20 protein-coding genes are annotated in these 17,358 nt (G+C 70.7%); 9 read left to right on the top strand and 11 right to left on the bottom strand.

The annotated features are described in order from the left end of the window. Window position 1 precedes the first annotated feature (1 nt). The gene (gene hisG, locus ACFWW9_RS11285) at window positions 2-859 is read right to left on the bottom strand and encodes an ATP phosphoribosyltransferase (RefSeq protein WP_390374691.1); all 858 of its coding nucleotides are present in this window, start codon (window positions 857-859) and stop codon (window positions 2-4) included. Between the two features lie 99 nt (window positions 860-958). Between hisG and ACFWW9_RS11280 the strand changes: the two genes are divergently transcribed. Beyond that, window positions 959-2,995 (top strand): MDR family MFS transporter, encoded by a 2,037-nt coding sequence (locus ACFWW9_RS11280; RefSeq protein ID WP_390374624.1) that lies wholly within the window; start codon window positions 959-961, stop codon window positions 2,993-2,995. 80 nt (window positions 2,996-3,075) lie between these two features. On the opposite strand, the gene ACFWW9_RS11275 is transcribed toward ACFWW9_RS11280, so the two are convergent. Beyond that, window positions 3,076-4,254 carry a thiolase family protein gene (locus tag ACFWW9_RS11275; RefSeq protein ID WP_390374622.1) on the bottom strand — a complete coding sequence of 393 codons (1,179 nt, stop codon included), beginning with the start codon at window positions 4,252-4,254 and terminating at the stop codon, window positions 3,076-3,078. An 83-nt stretch (window positions 4,255-4,337) separates the two neighbouring features. Between ACFWW9_RS11275 and ACFWW9_RS11270 the strand changes: the two genes are divergently transcribed. After that, window positions 4,338-4,925 (top strand): TetR/AcrR family transcriptional regulator, encoded by a 588-nt coding sequence (locus ACFWW9_RS11270; RefSeq protein WP_390374620.1) that lies wholly within the window; start codon window positions 4,338-4,340, stop codon window positions 4,923-4,925. Window positions 4,926-4,950: 25 nt separating this feature from the next. Here the strand turns inward: ACFWW9_RS11270 and ACFWW9_RS11265 are convergent, their stop codons facing one another. After that, window positions 4,951-5,472: a DUF2087 domain-containing protein gene (locus ACFWW9_RS11265; RefSeq protein WP_390374618.1), complete on the bottom strand. Its 522-nt coding sequence runs from the start codon at window positions 5,470-5,472 to the stop codon at window positions 4,951-4,953. A 79-nt stretch (window positions 5,473-5,551) separates the two neighbouring features. On the opposite strand from ACFWW9_RS11265, the gene ACFWW9_RS11260 reads away from it, so the two are divergent. Beyond that, window positions 5,552-5,986, top strand: coding sequence for a MarR family winged helix-turn-helix transcriptional regulator (locus ACFWW9_RS11260; protein WP_390374616.1), 435 nt, complete (start codon window positions 5,552-5,554; stop codon window positions 5,984-5,986). A 2-nt stretch (window positions 5,987-5,988) separates the two neighbouring features. Further along, a complete protein-coding gene (locus tag ACFWW9_RS11255) occupies window positions 5,989-6,372 on the top strand; it encodes a DUF5313 family protein (RefSeq protein ID WP_390374614.1) in 384 nt (127 codons plus the stop codon). On the opposite strand, the gene ACFWW9_RS11250 is transcribed toward ACFWW9_RS11255, so the two are convergent. After that, a complete protein-coding gene (locus ACFWW9_RS11250) occupies window positions 6,369-7,292 on the bottom strand; it encodes an AraC family transcriptional regulator (protein ID WP_390374612.1) in 924 nt (307 codons plus the stop codon). The genes ACFWW9_RS11255 and ACFWW9_RS11250 overlap by 4 nt on opposite strands. An 81-nt stretch (window positions 7,293-7,373) precedes the next feature. On the opposite strand from ACFWW9_RS11250, the gene ACFWW9_RS11245 reads away from it, so the two are divergent. Continuing rightward, window positions 7,374-7,847, top strand: a complete 474-nt coding sequence (locus ACFWW9_RS11245) for a DUF1772 domain-containing protein (protein ID WP_390374610.1) — start codon at window positions 7,374-7,376, stop codon at window positions 7,845-7,847. On the opposite strand, the gene ACFWW9_RS11240 is transcribed toward ACFWW9_RS11245, so the two are convergent. The 3 genes from ACFWW9_RS11240 to pdhA are packed head-to-tail and all read right to left on the bottom strand — an operon-like array spanning window position 7,844 to window position 11,146. Next, a complete protein-coding gene (locus ACFWW9_RS11240) occupies window positions 7,844-9,067 on the bottom strand; it encodes a dihydrolipoamide acetyltransferase family protein (protein WP_390374608.1) in 1,224 nt (407 codons plus the stop codon). The two genes, ACFWW9_RS11245 and ACFWW9_RS11240, sit on opposite strands and share 4 nt — an antisense overlap. Continuing rightward, on the bottom strand, window positions 9,060-10,058 hold the full coding sequence (locus tag ACFWW9_RS11235) for an alpha-ketoacid dehydrogenase subunit beta (RefSeq protein WP_390374606.1): 999 nt from the start codon (window positions 10,056-10,058) through the stop codon (window positions 9,060-9,062). The genes ACFWW9_RS11240 and ACFWW9_RS11235 overlap by 8 nt, the downstream gene beginning before the upstream one ends. Next, entirely contained in the window at window positions 10,055-11,146 is a 1,092-nt protein-coding gene (gene pdhA, locus ACFWW9_RS11230) for a pyruvate dehydrogenase (acetyl-transferring) E1 component subunit alpha (RefSeq protein ID WP_390374604.1), read from the bottom strand. Before pdhA ends, ACFWW9_RS11235 begins: the two co-directional genes overlap by 4 nt. Window positions 11,147-11,260: 114 nt before the next feature. Between pdhA and ACFWW9_RS11225 the strand changes: the two genes are divergently transcribed. Both ACFWW9_RS11225 and ACFWW9_RS11220 read left to right on the top strand, forming a co-directional pair. Further along, on the top strand, window positions 11,261-11,746 hold the full coding sequence (locus ACFWW9_RS11225; protein WP_390374602.1) for an Lrp/AsnC family transcriptional regulator: 486 nt from the start codon (window positions 11,261-11,263) through the stop codon (window positions 11,744-11,746). Window positions 11,747-11,748: 2 nt separating this feature from the next. Next, entirely contained in the window at window positions 11,749-12,660 is a 912-nt protein-coding gene (locus ACFWW9_RS11220) for an aminoglycoside phosphotransferase family protein (RefSeq protein ID WP_390374600.1), read from the top strand. Window positions 12,661-12,739: 79 nt separating this feature from the next. On the opposite strand, the gene ACFWW9_RS11215 is transcribed toward ACFWW9_RS11220, so the two are convergent. The 3 genes from ACFWW9_RS11215 to ACFWW9_RS11205 form a co-directional block, all read right to left on the bottom strand. Beyond that, entirely contained in the window at window positions 12,740-13,486 is a 747-nt protein-coding gene (locus ACFWW9_RS11215) for a CAP domain-containing protein (RefSeq protein ID WP_390374598.1), read from the bottom strand. 136 nt (window positions 13,487-13,622) lie between these two features. Then, window positions 13,623-14,909 carry an ATP-binding protein gene (locus ACFWW9_RS11210; protein WP_390374596.1) on the bottom strand — a complete coding sequence of 429 codons (1,287 nt, stop codon included), beginning with the start codon at window positions 14,907-14,909 and terminating at the stop codon, window positions 13,623-13,625. Next, on the bottom strand, window positions 14,906-15,586 hold the full coding sequence (locus ACFWW9_RS11205) for a response regulator transcription factor (protein WP_390374594.1): 681 nt from the start codon (window positions 15,584-15,586) through the stop codon (window positions 14,906-14,908). The genes ACFWW9_RS11210 and ACFWW9_RS11205 overlap by 4 nt, the downstream gene beginning before the upstream one ends. A 29-nt stretch (window positions 15,587-15,615) precedes the next feature. On the opposite strand from ACFWW9_RS11205, the gene ACFWW9_RS11200 reads away from it, so the two are divergent. Continuing rightward, complete coding sequence (locus tag ACFWW9_RS11200; RefSeq protein ID WP_390374592.1) at window positions 15,616-16,167, top strand: hypothetical protein; 552 nt, start codon at window positions 15,616-15,618, stop codon at window positions 16,165-16,167. A gap of 23 nt (window positions 16,168-16,190) precedes the next feature. Further along, window positions 16,191-16,895, top strand: coding sequence for a class I SAM-dependent methyltransferase (locus tag ACFWW9_RS11195; protein ID WP_390374590.1), 705 nt, complete (start codon window positions 16,191-16,193; stop codon window positions 16,893-16,895). Here the strand turns inward: ACFWW9_RS11195 and ACFWW9_RS11190 are convergent. Next, a complete protein-coding gene (locus ACFWW9_RS11190; RefSeq protein WP_390374588.1) occupies window positions 16,892-17,347 on the bottom strand; it encodes an SRPBCC family protein in 456 nt (151 codons plus the stop codon). The two genes, ACFWW9_RS11195 and ACFWW9_RS11190, sit on opposite strands and share 4 nt — an antisense overlap. Between the last annotated feature and the right edge of the window lie 11 nt (window positions 17,348-17,358).

Here is a 17,358-nt window from a genome sequence, read left to right as displayed (position 1 = left end):
GTCAGATCCGGCAGGCTTCCAATTTCGTCACGAGAATCGCCTCGGCGCCGATGTTGGTCAGCTCGTCCATGACGCGCTGAATTCCGTGGCGCTCGACCAGGGAACGCACGGCGACCCATCCTTCTTTCGCGAGTGGCGACAACGTCGGTGATTCGCGACCAGGGGTCAATTCACACGCGCGATCGACCACGTCGGCGCGGCACACGTAATCGATCAACACGAATTCACGGGCGTGCAGCACGCCTTGCAAGCGCTGCACCAGCACGTCGACGGCGGTCTCCAACTCGGGTGACAACTTTCGCCCCTCGGTGCGGACGAGGACCGCTTCCGAGGCGAGCACGGGCTCGCCGAACGCCACCAGTCCCGCGTTGCGCAGGGACGTCCCGGTCTCCACGACGTCGGCGACGGCGTCGGCGAGCCCGAGCGCGACCGCGTTCTCCACGGCGCCCTCCAGCTTGACCAGATCCGCGCTCACACCCACGCCCACCAGGTACTTCTCCACCAGCATCGGGTAGCTGGTCGCCACCCTCCGCTCGTGCAGCCCGGCGATCTCGGCCACCCCGCCGGGCTTGGCGGCGAACCGGAACAGCGACTTGGCGAAACCGAGCGGCAGGATTTCCCGCGCGGCGGCGCCGGAGTCCAGCAGCAGATCCCGACCGGTGATGCCGACGTCGAGCGCGCCACTTCCGACGTAGACCGCGATGTCCCTCGGGCGCTGGAAGAAGAATTCCACACCGTGCGCGACGTCGAGCATCGAAAGTTCGCGATTGTTGCGGTGCAGTTGATAACCGGCATCGGTCAGCAACTGCATGGCAGCGGCACTCAAAGAACCCTTGTTCGGTACCGCGACACGAAGCAGAGTCATGATCGCAATGGTCGCACAACGCCTCCGCCATTCCACAATCAAGGCCACCACGTTCGTGCTGCCGGACCGCGACGGCAGCCTTACCCTCCGTGCATGGTGCTAGTGGAGCAGACCGAACGACAGGACCGAACACCGGGACTCAGCCGCCGCGGCCGTGACCTGGTCGTGGTCGCGATCATGCTGGGGATGCTCCTGGCAGCACTCGATCAAACCATCGTGGCAACCGCACTCCCCACGATCGTGGGAGACGTCGGCGGCGGCAACCACCTCTCCTGGGTGGTCACGGCCTACCTGCTCGCCGAGACGATCATGACCGCCCTGATCGGCAAGTTCGGCGACCTCTTCGGCCGCAAACCGGCGTTCCTGATCAGCGTCGCCCTGTTCATGGTCGGCAGCTTCCTCTGCGGCTGGACCGACACCATGACGGGCCTGATCGCGTTCCGCGCCGTCCAAGGCCTGGGCGCGGGCGGTCTCATGGTCACCGCCACGGCGATCATCGCCGACGTCGTCCCGCTGCGCGAACGCGGCAAGTACCAGGGCGCGATGGGCGCGATGTTCGGCGTGGCCACCGTAGCCGGCCCACTGCTCGGCGGCCTCTTCGTCGACCACCTCAGCTGGCGCTGGGCGTTCTACATCAACGTCCCACTGGGCCTGATCGTCCTGGCGGTGGCCGTCTTCGCCCTCCCCACCACCCGCAGCTCCCGCAAGCCGGTCATCGACTACGCGGGCATCCTCCTGATCGCCCTGGCGGCCACCGGCCTCACCCTCGTCACCAGCTGGGGCGGCACCGAATACCCGTGGGGCTCCCCCACCATCCTCTGGATGGCAGCGGGCTCGGTGATCGCCTTGGCCGCCTTCGTCTTCGTCGAACTGCGCGCGCCGGAACCCATGCTCCCCATGCGCCTGTTCCGCAGCAGGGTCTTCACGGTCGCGGGCATCCTCAGCTTCATCGTCGGCTTCGCCATGCTGGGCGGCATCACCTTCCTCCCCACGTACATGCAGTACGTGCAAGGCGCCACCGCGACCGAATCCGGCCTCCGCATGCTCCCGTTGGTCCTGGGCCTGCTGGCCGCGTCCATCGTCACCGGCAACGTCATCAGCAAAACCGGCCACTACCGCTACTTCCCCATCGGCGGCTCGGCCCTCATCGTCGCGGGCCTCTTCCTGCTCTCCCGCCTGGACGCGGACACCAGCTTCCCCGTCGCCTCCGCGTACATGATCGTGCTGGGCCTGGGCATCGGCTGCACCATGCAGGTCCCCGTCATCGTCGTGCAGAGCACCACCGACTACGCGGACCTGGGTGTGGCAACGTCAGGCGTCAGCTTCCTCCGCACCATGGGCAGTTCCTTCGGTGTAGCGGTCTTCGGCACCATCTACGCCAGCGAACTCCCGGACCGCCTGGCAAAGGCCATCGCGGCCTCCCCGGCCGTGGACCCCCGCGCGGTCACCACGGTCAAGGGCCTGCACGCCCTTCCAGCAGAGGCAAAAGCCCCGTTCCTGGACGCCTACGTGGGCGCCCTGCACACCGTGTTCCTCTACGCGGTCCCCATCGGCGCGATCGCCTTCCTGGTAGCCCTCTTCCTCCCGGAAGTACGCCTGCGCGACACCGCACGGGCCTCGGCGGACGGCAACAGCGGCGTAGGCGAAAGCTTCGCGGCCCCAGCCTCCACTACGTCACAACAGGAACTGGAAAAGCTGGTCGGCCAGATCTGGCGCAAACAACACGTCAACCCCGGCCCGGAACTCCTGGCCCGAGCGGGCACCCAGCTCACCGAGGCCCAGGCGTGGCTGATCGTCCGCATCTACCGCCACGCGGTGGACGACGGCGACACCACACTGGACGAGATCGCCACCGAGACAGGCATCCCGGCAGGCATCTTCGAACCAACAGCACGAGCCCTGGTCGACCTGGGTTACGTCGTCGAATCCCACGGCCACCACCGCTTCACCACACAGGGCGCGGAAACCTTCAGCCACCTGGTGGGCGCGTGGCGCCTGTGGCTGCTGGAACAGCTGACCGACTGGGACACGGAGCACGACTTCACCGAGGCGGTGGACACCATGGCCGAACAACTGATCGACACGGGCCACACCCTCACCTCGGGCCGTCACGCCTCCCTGGCCCCCTGACCAGGACCAGCTACCCGACGGTCAGGCCCGGTGCGGGTCGGGGAAGGCGATTCCGCGGAACCGCCTTCCCCGGATCACCCTCAGACCCGCTCCACCAGCAAGGACACCCCTTGCCCCACCCCCACGCACAACGTCGCCAACCCCCGCGACCCGCCTTCTCTCTCCAACCGCCCCATCAACGCCACGACCAACCGAGCCCCGGACGCCCCCAACGGATGCCCCAGAGCAATAGCCCCACCGTCGGCGTTCACGATCGACGAATCCAGCTTCAACCGCCGCATGACAGCCAAGCTCTGCACGGCGAACGCCTCGTTCAACTCCACGGCGTCCAAGGACTCGACGCCCCACCCGGCCCGCCCCAACACCTTCTCGGTAGCGGGCACCGGCCCCAGCCCCATCACGTGCGGCGACACCCCAGCGCTAGCCCCGGCCACCACCCGCGCCCGAGGCGTCAACCCGTACCGCCGCACGGCGTCCTCACTGGCCAACACCACCGCCGCGGCCCCGTCCGACAACGGTGACGACGACCCGGCGGTAACCACACCCCCATCGCGGAACACCGTCCGCAACGAGGCCAACTTCTCCAGCGACCCACCCCGCCGAGGCCCCTCGTCAACGGAGAACACCCCGTCCTTCACCGGGACGGGAACGATCTCCCCGTCAAACCGCCCCGCGTCGATAGCCGCCACAGCCTTCGCGTGACTCCGCAACGCGAACTCGTCCGACTCCTCCCGCGTGATCCCGTCCAGAGCGGCGACCTCTTCAGCCGTCTCCCCCATGCTCAACGTCGTCTCCCCGGTGAACCGGGGATTGGTGAACCTCCACCCCAACGACGAATCCACCACTTCCCCAGGCTTCGCCCACGGCGTCCCTGGCTTCGCCATCACCCAAGGCGCACGAGTCATCGACTCCACCCCACCGGCGACCACGACATCGGCCTCCCCGGACCGAATCGCCTGCGCCGCGGAAGACACCGCCGTCAACCCGGACGCGCAAAGCCGGTTCACGGTGTACCCGGGCACCGAATCGGGCAGCCCGGCCAACAGCACCGCCATCCGCGCCACGTTCCGGTTGTCCTCCCCGGCCTGGTTGGCGGCCCCGAGGATCACCTCGTCCACGGCCTCCCCGGACAACCCGACGCGCCGCAGCACCTCCCCCACCACCAGCGCGGCGAGGTCGTCCGGCCGGACTCCGGCCAGCGCGCCGCCGTAGCGGCCTTGGGGGGTGCGGACTCCGTCGACCAGGTACACCTCGGGCATCAGGGCTTCCCTTCCTCGCGAATGCGGCCCATTATCCACCGTCCGTTCGGTCAGGAAACGAGACGTGGGCGACAATGCCGACCATGACCACGAAGCGCGGCCGCCCCGGCTACGACCTGGAGTCCCTGCTCCTGGTGGCCGTCAAGCTGTTCAACGAGCGCGGCTACGACGGCACCAGCATGGAGGACCTGGCCCGCAAGCTGGGCATCACCAAGTCCGCCATCTACTACCACGTGCCGAGCAAGGACGAACTGCTCCGGCTCGCCGTCGACCGAGCCCTCGACGGCCTCTTCCAGGTCATCACCGAAGCCGACGACGTCCCCGGCAGGGCCATCGACCGCCTGGAGCACGTCCTCCGGGGCAGCGTCGCGGTCCTCGTGGCGCAACTGCCTTTCGTCACACTCCTGCTCCGCGTGCGCGGCAACACCAAGGTGGAACGAGCGGCGCTCGCCCGCAGGCGCGAGTTCGACCACCTCGTCACCGACCTGGTGAAGCAGGCGGAGGCCGAGGGCGACGTCCGCGAGGGCCTCGACCCCGCCACGGTGGCCCGGCTCCTCTTCGGCATGGTCAACTCGCTGACCGAGTGGTACCGCCCCCGACGGTGCTCCGACTCGACCGAACTCGCCGACACCGTGTGCCACATGGCCTTCGACGGCATCCGCCGGACCTAAGACGATCAGACCTGGACCGCCGGACCTAGACCACCGGCCCGCCGGACCTCCAGTACAGCCCCGCGTCCCGGCTCAGCAGCCCGGCGTCGATCAGGTACCGCCGCAACGCCACGTGGTCCGCCTCGCCGCCCTCGCACCACGCCCGCAGCACCGCGTTCACGTCGACCTCGGGGTACCGCCGCCCCGGTTCGAACGACTGCGCCACGTGCTCCAGCACGGCCTGCCGCTTGGCGGCCTGCGTCGGGAACCGGACGAGCCTGCCGCCGCGCACGAACGCCCGCAGCACCTGGTCCTCGTGCTCCACGGCGGGCGCGACCACCGAGCTGGCGACCTCCTTGAACACCTCGTCGTGCAGCACGATCCCGTCCGCGCCGGACGAGACGAGCCCGCCGCTCTCCAGGCGTTGCACGGCCTTCGCCACCACCCGGACGTCCAGCCCGGTGGCGGCGACGATCGCCGACGGCGTGCGCGCCCCGAGGACGACGGCGGCCGCGACGCGGAGGCGTTCCGGTTCGGCCAGCAGGCCGACGAGGTGTTCTGGGGTCACTCCTCCACCTAACCCGATCCATGACGAACCACACAGTCGAATATTTAGTTGGTGCACCAATCTTTGGTACGCTAACCACATGGAAGAGGACCCGCTGGCCCTGGAGAACCAGGTCTGCTTCGCGCTGTCGATCGCCGCGCGCGGCGTGGTGGCCGTCTACAAGCCGCTGCTGGAGCCGATGGGCCTCACGCACCCGCAGTACCTGGTGATGCTGGCGCTGTGGCAGCGCGATCCGTTGTCCGGCAAGGAGCTCAGCTCACTGCTCCGGCTCGACCCCGGCACGCTCTCGCCGTTGCTCAAGCGCCTGGAGTCCACCGGGTACATCACCCGCGACCGCGACCGCACCGACGAACGCGCGCTGGCCGTCACGCTCACCGCCGAGGGCCGGGCCCTGCGCGAGCGGGCGCTCAAGATCCCGCCCGCCATCGTCGGGAAGCTCGACATGAGCCTCGACGAGCTGCGCGTGCTGCACACCTCGCTGACCCGCGTCATCGCCGCAGCCCACCAGGAGTAGCCATGACCCCGAACGTCGCCCTGCGCCTCTGGTACTTCGTCGGCGGCCGCCTGCCGCAGCGCTACCGCGAGTGGGTGTTCCAGGACGTGACCCGCCCGGACTGGCTGCTGCGCTTCACGGTGCGCGCCCTGCTCCAGGTCCTGCCGCTCAGCCTGGTGATCGGCACGGTCCTGGTGCTGGCGCTGGGTTCCCCGATCGGGCTGGCCGTGGCGTGCGGCGCGATCGGCCTCATCGTCGGCGTCTACTTCTCGCTGTCGTACGCGGCCGAGAGCGTGGAGAACCGGATCACCAAGTACGGCTTCCGGCACGGGTCCGCGGGCGAGACCCGCGCCAAGCGCACCGACGACGACCAGCAGGCCCGCTACAACGCGACCTGGCGCAGCTAGCCCGTCCGGTACTCCTGCGGGCTGACCCCGCGCTCCCGCTTGAACGCGGTGCTCAACGCGAACGAGCTGCCGTAGCCGACCTGCCGGGCGACCGCGCCGACCGTGGCGTCGGACTCGCGCAGCAGGTCGGCGGCCAGCGCCAGCCGCCACTCCGTCAGGAACGCCATCGGCGACTCCCCCACCAGGTCGGTGAACCGCCGCGCGAGCGCCGCCCGCGACACCCCGGCCTTCGCCGCCAGCGCCGCCACCGTCCACGGGTGCGCGGGGTTGTGCTGCAACAGCCGCACCGCCTGCCCCACCACGGGATCGGCCAGCGCACGGTACCAGGCGGGCGCGTCGGCGCGGGAGAACCACGTCCGCAGCACCGCGATCAGCAGCAGGTCGAGCAACCGGTCGAGGACGACCTCCTGGCCGGGGTCGTCCTTCACGATCTCGGCGGTCAGCAGCGGCACGATCGGGCAGTCCCACTCGTCCTCGCGCAGCACCAGCACCCTCGGCAGCGCGTCCAGCAGTCGTCGGCTGATCTCGCCGCGCATCGGGTACGCGCCCGTCAGCATCATCATCCGGCCGTCGGGGTTCGTGCCCCACGTGCGGACGCCGAGGTCCATGCTCGCCGCGAGGCTCTCCCCGTCGGGCGTCTCGCACCGCTGGCCGGGGTGGATGACCGCCCGCGGCGGGGTGTCCGGGTCGTCGGCGACGGTGTACGGGTCGGGTCCGAGGACCACGGCCACGTCACCCGCGACCAGGCGGACGGGGTCGCCGTCGTCGTGCGCGATCCACGCGTGACCGCGCACCAGCGACACCACGGTCAGCGGCGCCTCGTCCTGGATCCGGACCGACCACGGCGGGTCGAGCACCGTGCGCAGCAGGAACGCGCCGCGGGCGCGCGGACCGTCCAGCAACCCCACCAGCGCGTCCACCGGTCCAGCGTAGACGGAGGCGCACACCGGAGAGCGTCTGAACGATGGCCGCGGCGGGCCCGGTCCACTTGACTCGACGGCATGGACACGCTGCGCGGGGCCGCACTGACCGCGGCCACCCTCACCACCGGCCTGATCGCCGGTCTCTTCTTCGCCTACGCCTGCTCGGTCATGCCCGCCCTCAAGGGCGCCGACGACCGGACCCTCGTCGACACCATGCAGCGGATCAACATCGCGATCGTCAACGGCTGGTTCCTGCTCGCGTTCCTCGGCGCGGCGGCCTTCGGCGTGCTGGCCGCGGTGCTGCGCTTCGGCCGTCCCGGTTTCGGCTGGGTGGCGGCGGGCGCGGTGCTCTACCTCGCGACGATCGCGATCACCGCGGCCGTCAACATCCCGTTGAACAACGCGCTCGACGCGGCGGGCGACCCCGCGGGGATCACCGACCTCGCCGCCGTGCGCCAGGCGTTCGAGGCCACCTGGGTGCCGTGGAACCTCGCCCGCACCCTGACGTCGATCGCCGCGTTCGCCTGCCTGCTCCAGGCGTCGCGGACCTAGAGGTCGCCCAACGCGGTGATCGGCGACTCGACGCAGTCCGCGACGTACCGCAGGAACCCGCCCGCCACGCCGCCGTCGCACACCCGGTGGTCGAACGCCAGCGTCAGCTCGCACACCTTGCGCACGGCGAGCTGCCCGTCCACGACCCACGGCCGGTCGATGATCCGGCCCATGCCGAGGATCGCGGCCTCCGGGTGGTTGATGATCGCGGCCGAACCGTCCACGCCGAACACGCCGTAGTTGTTGACGGTGAAGGTGCCGCCGGTCAGGTCGGCCGGGGACAGCTTGCCCGCGCGCGCGGCGGCCGTGCGGTCGGCGAGCGCCGCCGACAGCTCGCTCGCGGTGAGGTCCTGGGCGTTCCGGACGACCGGGACGACCAGCCCGCGATCGGTCTGGGCGGCGAAGCCGAGGTTCACCTGGTCGAGCACGACGATCTCGTCGCCCTCGACGCGGGAGTTCAGCTCGGGGAACTTCTTCAGGCCCAGCACGGTGAACCGGGCCAGCAGCGCGAACAGGCCGACGTCCTCGAGGGCCGCGCGGGCGGCGAGGAAGTCGGTGGCGTCGACGTCGACCCACACCGTCGCCTCGGGGATCTCGCGGCGGGACGCGGAGAGCTTGTCCGCCACGGTCTTCCGCAGGCCCTTCAACGGGATCCGGCGTTCGCCGGTCACCGCGGGGACGACGACCCGACGAGCCAGCTCCTGCTCGACGTCGGTCCGGCGGATGATCCCGCTCGGCCCGGTGCCGGTGACCGTCGCGAGGTCGACGTCGTTCTCCCGCGCGAACCTCCGCACCAGCGGCGAGATCACACCGGGCTTGGCCACGGGCGCGGCGACGGCGGCGACCGGGGCAGGCGCGACAACAGGAACAGGCGCGGCCGTTCGGGCTCCGCGGCGCTTCCGGCGCGGGGCCTCGGACGTGCCGTAGCCGATCAGGACGTTGCCGCTGCCCTGCTCCGGCACGACCACGCCCGGCTCCTGGAAGCCTTCTCCCCCCACGGTCAGCAGCACCGCGCCGACGGCGAGGGACTCACCGGCCTTGCCGTGCGTGGCCGTGACGACGCCCTCGAACGGGCACGGCACCTCCACCACGGCCTTGGCCGTCTCGACCTCGACGACGGGCTGGTCGATGGACACGGTGTCCCCGACCTTGACCAGCCAGGTGACGATCTCGCCCTCGGTCAGGCCCTCGCCGAGGTCCGGCAGCAGGAAGTCAGGCACGGGAGCCCACCACTTCGTCGTCCCACTGGAGCCTGCCGATCGTGTCCAGGATCCGGTCCACGCCCGGCAGGAAGTGCTCCTCCAGCTTCGGCGGCGGGTAGGGGATGTCGAACCCGGTCACCCGCAGGACGGGCGCGTGCAGGTGGTGGAAGCAGCGCTCGGTGACCCGCGCGACGACCTCCGCGCCGTACCCGCCGAACCCGGCCGCCTCGTGCACCACGACCGCGCGCCCGGTCTTGCGGACCGACGCGCACACCGTCTCGTCGTCGAACGGCGACAGGCTGCGCAGGTCGACGACCTCGACGTCCCAGCCCTCCTCGACGGCGGCCTCGGCGGTCTCCAGCGCCGTCGCGACCATCGGCCCGTACGCGATCAGCGTGACGTCCTTGCCGGGCCGTCGGACCAGCGCTTTCTCGAACCCGAGCCGGTGCGCGCCCAGCGACACCTCGCCCTTGGACCAGTACCGGCGCTTGGGTTCAAGGAAGATCACCGGGTCCGGCGAGTCGATCGCGTCGCGCAGCAGGTCGTAGCCGTCCTGCGGGGTGCCGGGCGTGACGACCCGCAGCCCGGACGTGTGCGTGTAGTAGGCCTCGGAGGAGTCGCAGTGGTGCTCCACGCCGCCGATGCCGCCGCCGTACGGGATGCGGATGACGACGGGCACCTCGACCTCGCCGCGCGTGCGGTTGCGCATCTTGGCCAGGTGGCTGGTGATCTGCTCGAACGCCGGGTAGGCGAACGCGTCGAACTGCATCTCCACGACCGGGCGCATCCCGTTCATGGCCATGCCGATCGCGGTGCCGACGATGCCCGACTCGGCGAGCGGGGTGTCGAACACCCTGCGGTCGCCGAACTTCGCGGCCAGCCCGTCGGTGATCCGGAAGACCCCGCCCAGCGGGCCGACGTCCTCGCCGAACACCAGCACCCGCTCGTCGGCCTCCAGCGCGTCCGACAGCGCCAGGTTCAGCGCCGCGGACATCGACAGCGTGCTCATGCGAGTTCCTCCGCGAGCTGGGCGGCCTGCTCCCGCAGGTGGCGGGTCGGCTCGGCGTAGACGTGCGCGAACAGCTCGGCCGGGTCGACCTCGACGTCGGCGTTCATCACCTCGCGCACGCTCGCCGCGTACGCCTCGGCCTCGGCGGCGACGGACGCGCGGCGGGCGTCGTCGAGCAGGCCCCGCGCGGTCAGGTACGCCTCGATCCGGTCCACGGGGTCGCGGTCCAGCCACGCGGCGACCTCGTCGGCGTCGCGGTAGCGGGTGGCGTCGTCGGCGTTGGTGTGCGCCTCGACGCGGTAGGTCAGCGCCTCGATCAGCGTCGGGCCACCGCCCTCGGCGGCCGTGCGGACGGCGTCGCGCACCACGGCGTAGACGGCGGCCGGGTCGTTGCCGTCGACCAGCACCGAGGGCACGCCGTAGCCGACGCCCTTGTGCGCCAACGAGGGCGCGGCGTTCTGCTTGCTCATCGGCACGCTGATCGCGTAGCCGTTGTTCTGCACCAGGAACACCACCGGCGCCTGCCACACCCCGGCGAAGTTCAGCGCCTCGTGCGTGTCGCCCTCGCTGGTCGCGCCGTCGCCGAGCAGCACCAGCGCGACGGTGTCCTCGCCCTTGAGCCGGGCGGCGTGCCCGAGGCCGACCGCGTGCAGCGTGTTGGTCGCCAGCGGCGTGCACTGCGGCGCGACCCGGTGCTCGTGCGGGTCGTACCCGAGGTGCCAGCCGCCCTGGAGGAGCGTCAACGTGCCCTGCGCCGGAACGCCCCTGGTCACCAGCGCGACCGAGTCGCGGTAGGTCGGGAACAGCCAGTCCTGCTCGCGCAGCGCCAGCACGGACCCGACCTCGCAGGCCTCCTGGCCGCGGCTGGACGGGTAGACCGCGAGCCTGCCCTGGCGGGTCAACGCCGTGGCCTGGGTGTCGAACCGGCGGCCGATCACCATGCGGCGGTGCAGTTCGAGCAGGACGTCGTCGTCCGGCATGACCAGCTCGGAGTCCACGACCGGCTCGCCGGTCTTCGTCAGCAGGGACAACGGCGCGTCGGTCGGGAGCAGGGAGCGCTCCCTCGCGGGCAGGCTCGTGCGTGCCATGTGTCCTCCTCGGGCCCAGGGTGAGGCCCATGGTGAACCGGGTCACAGCCAAAGTTCTAGATCCAGGCCGTTTCCCTGGACGAATGGTCGTGACCGGCGGTTATCGTGAACCACATGCCTGCCAAGCCCCCCGTGAAGGCCGTGCCGACTGGACGTCTGGACCCGCTCGACGACACCGACCGCCGCATCGTGGAGGAGCTGCGCGCCGACGGCAGGCTGTCCATGCGCGGGCTGGCCGAACGCCTGCACATCTCCCGCGCGAGCGCGTACTCGCGCGTGGACCGCCTGCACCGCGACAAGGTGATCACCGGCTACAGCGCGGACGTGGACCCGGAGCGGTACGGGTTCGGCATCTCGGCGTACGTGTACCTGAAGATCAGCCAGCACTCGTGGAAGACGGTGCGGCGGCGGATCCGGGAGATCCCGGAGGTGTGGCACGGCGCGCTGGTGTCCGGCGACTACGACCTCGTGCTGCTGGTGCGCGCTCCGGACGCGCACAGCCTGCGCGACCTGGTCCTGAACCGGTTGCAGACCATGCCGGACGTGACGTCCAGCCACACCGTGCTCGTGCTCGACGAGCTGCACAGCCCTGGGGAGTGACGATGCGGATCACCTGGGACGACCTGCCCGCGCCCGTGCGCCGCGGCGTGGAGGAGATCATCGGCGGGACCGTGGTGGAGGCGGTGTCGCAGCCCGGTGGGTTCTCGCCGGGGACAGCGGACCGGGTGGTGACCGCGTCCGGGTCGCGGGCGTTCGTGAAGGCGGTGAGCCCGGCGCAGAACGAGCGGAGCTGCGAGTTGCACCGCCGGGAGGCCGTGGTGACCGCCGCGCTGCCTCCGCAGGCGCACGCGCCGAAGCTGCTGGGGACCTTCGACGACGGCGAGTGGATCGCGCTGGTGCTGTCGGACGTGGAGGGACGTCATCCGGTGACGCCGTGGACCGGACCCGAACTGGACCTGGTGCTCCGGGCGTTGGCAGACCTCGCGGAGTCGACGACGCCCTCGCCGGTGGCCGGGCTGCGCACGGCCGCCGAGGGATTGGCCCACGACTTCGCCGGGTGGCACCGGATCGCGGCCGACCCGCCGCCGGACCTCGACCCGTGGGTGGCGGAGCACCTGGACGCGTTGCGGGCCTCGGCCGACCGTGGGCTCGCGGCGCTGGCGGGCGAGACGCTGGCGCACCTGGACGTCCGCGCCGACAACTTCCTGCTGGGCGCGGACGGCGCGGTGACCGTCGTGGACTGGCCGTGGGCCTGCCGGGGACCGTGGTGGGTGGACACGGTGCTCCTGCTGCTCAACGTCCGGCTGCACGGCGGGCACGACACGTCGGCGCTGCTGGCCCGGCACGTCCCCGACGTGGACCTCGGTGACCTGGTCGGGGTGTTGGCCGGGATGGCCGGGTTCTTCGCCGACGGGGCCCGGTTGCCCGCGCCGGAGGGGTTGCCGACGTTGCGGGCGTTCCAGCGGGAGCAGGCCGAGTCCACCGTGGCGTGGGTGCGGGAGCTGCTGGGCTGAGAAGTGGTCAGGCACCCCGAGTGCAGGGCTCGGGGTGCCTGAGTTCTGGGGGAAGAGCTTCCGAACGACTCGGAGTGATCTACCAGCCGAAGTTCTGGGTCCAGTAGATGCCGAACGAGCCGCCCTTGGCGACGCCGACGCCGAGGAACTTGAGGCCGCAGTTGAGGATGTTGGCGCGGTGGCCGGGGGACTCCATCCAGCCCTTCATGACGGCTTCGGGGGTCGGCTGGCCCGCGGCGATGTTCTCCGCGCCGGGGTTCGGGAAGCCCGCGGCCTTGATGCGGTCGACGAACGTGCGGCCGTCCTTGGAGACGTGGTCGAAGTAGTTCTGGTTGGCCATGTCCTGGCTGTGGCCGCGGGCCGAGGCCGCGAGGCGGTCGTCGGCGGTCAACGGGGCGCAGCCGGCGGTGGCGCGTTCCTGGTTGGTGATCTCCAGGACCTTGGCCTCCTGGGCCTGCGCCTCGGTCGGGGCCGGGGTGTTCGCGGGCGGCGGGTCCGCGGGCTTCTCCGTCGTCTTGGGCGGCGGGGCGGCGGCCGTGGAGGTCTCGGTGGTGGTCGTCGTGGTCGGGGCGGCCGACTCGGAGCTGCTGGGAGCGGCGCTGCTGCTCGACGCCGAGGCCGAGGCCGAACTGGACGCCGGGCCGCGCAGGTCGTCGTTCGACGGCGACGTGGCCACCGCGCTCGGGGTCTCCGTCGCGGTCACGAAGCCGCCGCCACCTCCTCCGCCACCCGCGCCAACGGTGCCACCGGGTTCGCATCCGGCGATCAGCACGACGGTGCCGAAGGCGAGCAGGAGCGAGCGGAGGGGTGTTGTGGTGCGAGGCACGGCGGGGTTCCTCTTCTGCGGCATAGGCGGAAACAATGGCCTCGCAAAACCCTAGCCGCATTCAAAACAATGTCAAGGAACAATTATTTATGGTACATTTAAACCTCACGACAGGATAATTAAAGGAAGAGACCGATCAGTCCGGTAGCCTCGTGAGGCGCAGCTGGACCCTGGTGCCGCCCAGCGGTCCCCGGTCGATCCGCAGCGATCCGCCGGTCGCCTCGGCGGCCCGCCGGACGATGTCCATGCCCAGTCCGGTCGACCCCGCGCCGCTCACGCCGCGCTTCATCGCGGCGGCCGTGTCGGGGATGCCGGGGCCCGCGTCCTCGATGACGATGACGACTCGTTCTGCCTGGTGGAAGAGGGCGACGACGAAGTTCGTGCCTTCCGGGGTGTGCCGGAAGATGTTGCCGATCACGGCGTCCATCGCGGCCGCCAGGTCGGACCGGGCGAGGCCCACCATGGCCCGCTTCTCGGTGCCCCGGAGGTTCCACAGGCGCTGCTGGTCGTCGGCCAGCGCGGACCAGAACACCAGCCGGTCCTGCACCACGAGCGCCGCGTCGCACCGGTTGCTGTCCGGGTCGACCAGTTCCCGCCGGGCCGCGCGGATCAGTTCGTTGACCTCGCGCTCCAACGCGTGCACGGCCTGCCGGACGCGATTCGCGCTGCTGTCCGTGCCGAGCGTTTCGGAATCGAGCCGCAATGCCGTCAACGGTGTGCGCAGGCGGTGTGACAAATCCGCCAGCACTTCCCGTTCGGATGCGACCAGTTGGCCTATCCGTGCCGCCATCCGGTTGAACGCGCCGCCCGCCTCGACCAGTTCCGGCGGACCGGTGGGCTCCACGCGTGCGGTCAGGTCGCCCTGCTCCATCTTGCGCGCGCCGTCCGCCAGCGCCGACGCGGCGCTCACGACCCGCGCGCCGAGGCGGTCGGCGACGAGCACGGACCCGAGGACCAGCACGATGGCCACGCCGGACAGCGCCAGCCACGCCGACTCGACACCGCGCGACAGGTCCGCCTCGGGGATGAACGCCTCCACGACGGCCACCCGGCCGCGGTCGAGGACGACGGGCTGGAGGTAGACGCGGCCGTCGGACACCGACGCGGTGAACGACTTGCCCTCCTCCTTGGCGGTGGCGAGCTGCTCGGGCGTCGACTTCACGAACCCGAGCACCTGTCCGCTGGGCAGGTGCACCGCGATCCGGCCCGCCCCGCCGTACTGCGTGCTGGCGAGGGCCTGCTCGATCGCCTTGGGCTCGTTCGTGATGACGAGCACCGGCGTCAGTGCGACGGCTTGGCGCTCGGCTTCGGCGAGTGCGCGGTCCTCGGCCAGTTGTCCCACCACGAGCGCCAGTGGGATGAGGAACGCCAACGCGATCATGGAGGTGACCGCGAGGGCGACGAGCGCGAGCGAGCGTCTCACCCAGCCGCCGTCAGCTTGAACCCGACACCGCGGACGGTGTGCAGGTAACGGGGTGCGGCGGCGCGTTCACCGAGCTTGCGCCGCAGCCACGACAGGTGGACGTCGAGCGTCTGGTCGTCCTGGTTGCCCGGCATGTTCCACAGGTTCGACAGCAGCTCCCCCCGCGGCACGACCTTGCCCTCGCGGGCCGCCAGGTACGCCAGCAGGTCGAACTCCTTGCGCGTCAGCGCGAGGACCCGCCCGCTCAACGCGGCTTCCCGCCGTTCCAGGTCCACCACCAGCTCACCGACGCGCAGCGGCTCGTGCGCGTCGTCGCGTCTGGCACGGCGCAGGACGGCCGCCAACCGCGCGGCCAGGTGGTCGCTGGAGAACGGCTTCACGAGGTAGTCGTCCGCGCCCGCGTTGAGCAGGCGCACGATCTCCGTCTCGTCGTCCCGCGCGGTCGCCACGATCACGGGGACGTCGCACACGCCGCGCATCATGCGCAGCGCGTCGCCGCCGTCCATGTCCGGCAGACCCAGATCCAGCACGACCACGTCGAACGAACCCGACGTGATCTCCCGCAACGCGTCCAGCGCGGTCCCGACCGGGGTCACCGCGTTGCCGAGTGCGGTGAGGGCCCTGGTCACAGCGGAACGCACGACCGGATCGTCCTCGACGAGCAGCACCGAAGGCATGGGAGGAAGGTACTGGCAGGATGCCACCCGTGGCACATGGCATCCGGTACATCGCGGCTTGGCTGGCATCGACGGCGGTAGCCGTGGCGCTGTCCTGGCTCGGCGTCCGCTCCGTGCTCGAAGCGGGAGTCCAGCAACGCCCCCAGGTCGTCACCGGCCAAACCCTCGTGACCAGCAGCGTCACCACGACCACCACCACGACGTCGCTCTCGAAGTCCACCCCTCCCCCGGCGTCCTCGACACCGGGAAGCAGTTCCTCGGTCACCACCACGACGACCTCGTCGTCCACCTCGGCCTCCCCACCGGCGCGCCTGGCGTCGACCGAGGGCAGCTGGACGGAGGAGAACGGCAAGCAGGTCTACATCCGCAGCTTCCAGCTCGACGGCGGCGAGGTGGCGGTCCGCTTCGGCGCGGACGCCGTGCAGACCATCTCCGCCACACCACGGCAGGGATTCGCCGTCTCCGTCCAACAACCGACGGCCACGACCCTCGTCGTCGAGTTCCAGAGCCCCACGGAGAAGTCGAAGCTCGAGGCCAACTGGCAGGACGGCCCCCGCTGGAAGATCACCGAGTCCGGCTGAGCGGCTGTGCCAGGGTCGGTCGCATGAGCGCGAACGTCTACGACGGGATGGCCGAGGCGTACACGGCCGAGAACGAGAACAGCCTCATGAACGCCTACTACGAGCGCCCGGCGATGCTGGGGCTCGCCGGGGACGTGGCCGGGCGGCGGATCCTCGACGCGGGTTGTGGGGCAGGGCCGTTGGCCGCCGCGTTGCGTGAGCGGGGTGCTGTCGTGTCCGGGTTCGACAGCAGTGCGGGCATGGTGGAGCAGGCGCGGCGGCGGCTCGGGGACGGGGTCGACCTGCGGGTCGCCGACCTGGCCGAGCCGCTGCCCTACGCGGACGGGGCGTTCGACGACGTCGTCGCGTCGCTCGTGCTGCACTACCTGCGGGACTGGGGGCCGACGCTCGCCGAGGTGCGGCGCGTGCTGAAGCCCGGCGGGCGGCTCATCGCCTCGGTAGACCACCCGTTCGCGGTCACGCTCCTGCACCGCGCGACCGGGGCCGACTTCGACTACTTCTCGACGTACAACTGGACCGAGGAGTGGACGCTGGGCGGGCGGACCACCCGGATGAGCTTCTGGAACCGGCCGTTGCACGCGATGACCGACGCGTTCAGCGCGGCCGGGTTCCGGATCGGCGTCATCAGCGAGCCGCCGCCCGCGCTCGAGGCCCGCGAACTGTTCCCGGAGGAGTTCCACGGGAACACGAGCTTCCTCGGGTTCCTGTTCTTCGTGCTGGAGGCCTAGGCGTACCGGTCGCGCAGGCCCGCGAGGGTGGCGCTGATGCCCTTCGCGTTCAGGGCGGGCATCTTCAGCAGCTCCAGGACCTTCGGCGAGCGGGAGCCGTTGTAGTCGAACGTCTCCGTCACGGTCGTGCGCCCATCGGCCTCGTCGAACGTCCACCGCCAGTGGTGGCCCGCCGGGTGCCGCCACTCGATCAGCCTGCCGTCCTCGAACCGCGTGACGTGGCTCTTGATCCGGTACGGGAGGCCGTACATCTTCATGGCGACCGAGAACTCCGCGCCCTGGCTGAGCCGCTCCGGCCCGCGCACACCCCGTTGAACGGTGCCGGACCCGTCGACCTCGCTGTGCCGGTGCGGGTTCGCGAGCATCGCGAACAGCTCCGCCGCCGGGGCGTCGACCACGACCTGCCGGGTCACCGTGCGCGCACCCGTGTCGACCTTGCGAACCTCGTCCACGCCGCTCCTCC

The sequence above is a fragment of the Umezawaea sp. NPDC059074 genome, assembly GCF_042738955.1.
Classification (GTDB): Bacteria; Actinomycetota; Actinomycetes; order Mycobacteriales; family Pseudonocardiaceae; genus Umezawaea.
This window is presented reverse-complemented; position numbering and strand designations above follow the sequence as displayed.